Raw genomic sequence first — 3378 nt, 5'->3', positions numbered from 1 at the left:
CCGGACCAGGACGCAGACGCTACAGCAGGTGCGTCACCAGCTTGAAATCGGCATCTTCAGCAAATGTTTTGACGCTGAACCCCAGGCCCCGCATCAGCTTGAGCATGTTGGGGTTGTTGGCCAGGACCAGGCCCTCCATCTCGGTCAAGCCTTTTTCGCGGGCGAAGTCCATGATGGACAGCATCAGGCGTGAACCGAGGCCGCGGCCCTTGAAGTCTTCCGCCACCACCAGCGAGAACTCGCAGCTGGTGCGGTCCGGGTTGGTGATGTAGCGCGACACGCCCACGATGCGGGCCACCTCGGTGGTTTCCCCATCGGCGCCAGCGCGCCGTTCCCGGTACACCGCCACCAGCGCCATCTCGCGGTCGTAGTCAATCAGCGTAAAGCGCGCGAGCATGGTGGCGGGCAGTTCCTGCATGCTCGATACGAAGCGGAAGTAGCGACTCTCGGGCGACAGATTGCGCACGAACTCCTGCAGCATGGTGGCGTCATCCGGATGCACCGGACGCACCGTGTAATCACCGCCACCCTGCAGCGGCCACAGTTGCTCGTACTGCGACGGATACGGCAGGATCGCCAGGTGGTTGTAGTTGCGCATGGAAGGCGGTGCATTTTCGACCACGATGCGCGCGTCCACCGCCACCGCGCCGGACTCGTCGACGATGATGGGGTTGATGTCCATCTCGCGCAGCTGCGGCAGCTCGCACACCATTTCCGACACCCGCAACAGCACCTGCTCCAGCGCCTCCATGTTGATCGGCGCGGCGCCGCGCCACTCACCCAGCGTCTCGGCCACGCGCGGGCGTTCGATCAGGCGGCGCGCCAGAAACTGGTTCAAGGGCGGCAACTCCATGGCGCGGTCGTTGATGAGCTCGATCATGGTGCCGCCCGCACCGAACGCAATCACCGGTCCGAACGGGTCATCGGTCACCAGGCCGATGTAGATTTCGCGTCCGCGCTTCTGGCTCGACATGTTCTGGATGGTCACGCCATTGATGCGCGCGCCGGGCTGCAACTTGGCCACCGCCTGCATCATCTCAATGTAGGCATCGCGGACGCCCACCGCGTTAAGCACATTGAGCGCCACGCCCTGCACGTCCGACTTGTGGCTGATGTCAGGCGAATCAATTTTGAGCGCGACCGGGAAACCCAGCTGGGTCGCGATCATGATGGCTTCGTTGACGTTGCGCGCCAGGATGGTCTTGGTCACAGGAATGTGAAACGCCGCCAGCAGCGCCTTGGACTCCATCTCGGTGAGCACCTTGCGGCGCTCGGCCAGCACGCTTTCGATCACCATGCGCGCGCCCTCCACGTCCGGCTTGGCCAGTTCGGACAAGGGCGGCGGCGTCTGCTGCAGCAACTGCTGGTTTTGGTAGAACGAAGCGAGGTTGCCAAAAGCGCCGACCGCCGCTTCCGGCGTGCGAAAAGTAGGAATGGCCGCCTCGTTCAAAATCGCCCGCGCTTCGCCCACACTGGCGTCACCCATCAGGCAAGTCAGCAAGGGTTTGCCGATCTGGCGGTTGGTGTCAGCCAGCGCGGTGGCAATGGTCGCACTGTCGATGCCGACTTTGGGTGAATAAATTGCCAATACCCCATCGATCTGGCGCGCTTTGGCAGCCGCTTCAATCGCCGCCTTGAAGTGCTCGGGACCGGCGTCCTCCGAGACATCAATCAGGTCACACAAGGAAGCCAGTGGCGGCAATTCGGGTTTGAGCGCCTGCGCCTGCTCTGGCGTCAGGCTGCCCAGCTGCAGATTGATTTCGCTGATCCAGTCGGCCGCCAGCACGCCCGGCCCGCCGCCGTTGGTCACAATCGACAGGCGACGCCCGACCGGCTTGAAACGTGAGGCCAGACATTTGGCAGCCGAGAACAAGGCCACAAACGAGCGCACCCGCACCGCACCGGCCCGGCGCAAGGCGGCGTCAAAAACATCATCACTGCCGACAATGGCGCCGGAATGCGTGAGCGCCGCGCGGTTGCCCTCCTTTTTTCGTCCGGCTTTCAGCACCACGACCGGTTTGGCATTGGCGGCGGCACGCAGGGCGCTCATGAAGCGGCGCGCGTTGCTGATGCCTTCCAGATAGACGACGATGCTGTGGGTCTGTGCATCGGCGGCCAGAAAATCCAGCACCTGCGCCATGTCAACGGCCGTGTTCGGTCCGAGCGACACCACGGTCGAAAAGCCAACCCCATTCTTTTGCGCCCAGTCGAGGATGGAAGACGTCAGGGCCCCCGATTGCGAGACCAGCGCCAAGGGTCCCGGCGCGCACAGGACACCCGCCACACTGGCATTGAGATTGAGGTGCGGGCGCTGAAAGCCCATGCAATTCGGCCCCAGCAGATGCATACCCTCACGCCGCGCTATTTTGTGCAACTCGGCGGCTTGCGGCGCGTCAATGCCGCTGGAGATCACCAAAGCGGCGCGACACTTGATGCGCCCGGCAATTTCCAGGGCCGATGCCACCTCGCTCGCCGGCAGGGCGATCACCGCCAGATCGGCTTGGGTGTGGGCCAGATCGGCCAGCGTGCCGCTGGCATGAATATCCAGAAACACCAGCGTGCCGACAAAGCGCTGCGCCCGCAGTGCGTTGTTCAAAACCTGCGCCTGGGGCGACTGTGAGCCCGGATCATCCGCCTTGCCGGCAAATACAACAATGGATTTCGGCGAGAAAAGAGGGGTGAGAAAGTGCTTGTCCATACGAATATCAATTCACAAAGTGGTCGCAGGCTTGCAGCTTAACCCGTCCGCCGCGCGGGCACCTTGACCTGAAGCAGTAGCGGTTCGCGCTATCCTCAAGGCATGAGCGAAAAGTTACGCCGCATCGCCCACCTCGACATGGACGCTTTTTATGCGTCGGTCGAATTGCTGCGCTACCCGCAGCTCAAAGGTTTGCCGGTGGTGATCGGGGGCGGGCGCCGCGCTGAAGACGAAACGCTGCGCCAGACCTATGACGGTCACACCCTGGCCGATATTCCGCTGGAGGCCTTCCCCCGGCTGAAAAACTACACCGGTCGCGGCGTCATTACCACCGCCACCTACGCGGCCCGCCAATTTGGCGTGGGTTCGGCGCAAGGTCTGATGAAGGCTGCCAAACTGTGTCCACAGGCGATCTTGCTGCCGGTGGATTTCAACGAATACCGCAAGTACTCGCGCGCCTTCAAGGCCATCATTCTTGAGATTGCACCGCTCATGGAAGACCGCGGCGTGGACGAGGTCTACATCGACTTTACCCTTGTGCCCGGCGGCCAGCGCGAAGGCGGCCGGGTGCTGGCGCGTCTCATCCAGAAAGCCATTTTTGACCAGACCGGCCTCACCTGCTCGGTGGGCGTGGCGCCCAACAAGTTGCTGGCCAAAATGGCCAGCGAATTCAACAAACC

At 62.7% G+C, this 3378-nt stretch carries 1 protein-coding gene and 1 pseudogene; one reads left to right on the top strand and one right to left on the bottom strand.

What is annotated here, in order from left to right:
* Nucleotides 1–19 precede the first annotated feature (19 nt).
* On the bottom strand, nt 20–2698 hold the full coding sequence (locus tag B3V69_RS04205) for a bifunctional acetate--CoA ligase family protein/GNAT family N-acetyltransferase (RefSeq protein ID WP_296444101.1): 2679 nt from the start codon (nt 2696–2698) through the stop codon (nt 20–22).
* A gap of 102 nt (nt 2699–2800) precedes the next feature.
* Here B3V69_RS04205 and B3V69_RS04200 point away from each other — a divergent pair.
* Nucleotides 2801–3378: pseudogene (locus tag B3V69_RS04200) on the top strand (DNA polymerase IV); the annotation flags it as partial.

The sequence above is a fragment of the Rhodoferax sp. UBA5149 genome (assembly GCF_002413825.1).
GTDB lineage: Bacteria > Pseudomonadota > Gammaproteobacteria > Burkholderiales > Burkholderiaceae_C > Rhodoferax.
Note: the sequence above shows the minus strand (reverse complement) of the source record. Positions and strands in the feature narration are given on the sequence as shown.

Excerpts from the sequence above, each read along its gene's own strand:
- B3V69_RS04205 (WP_296444101.1), bottom strand. The coding sequence starts at position 2,698 with ATGGACAAGCACTTTCTCACCCCTCTTTTCTCGCCGAAATCCATTGTT.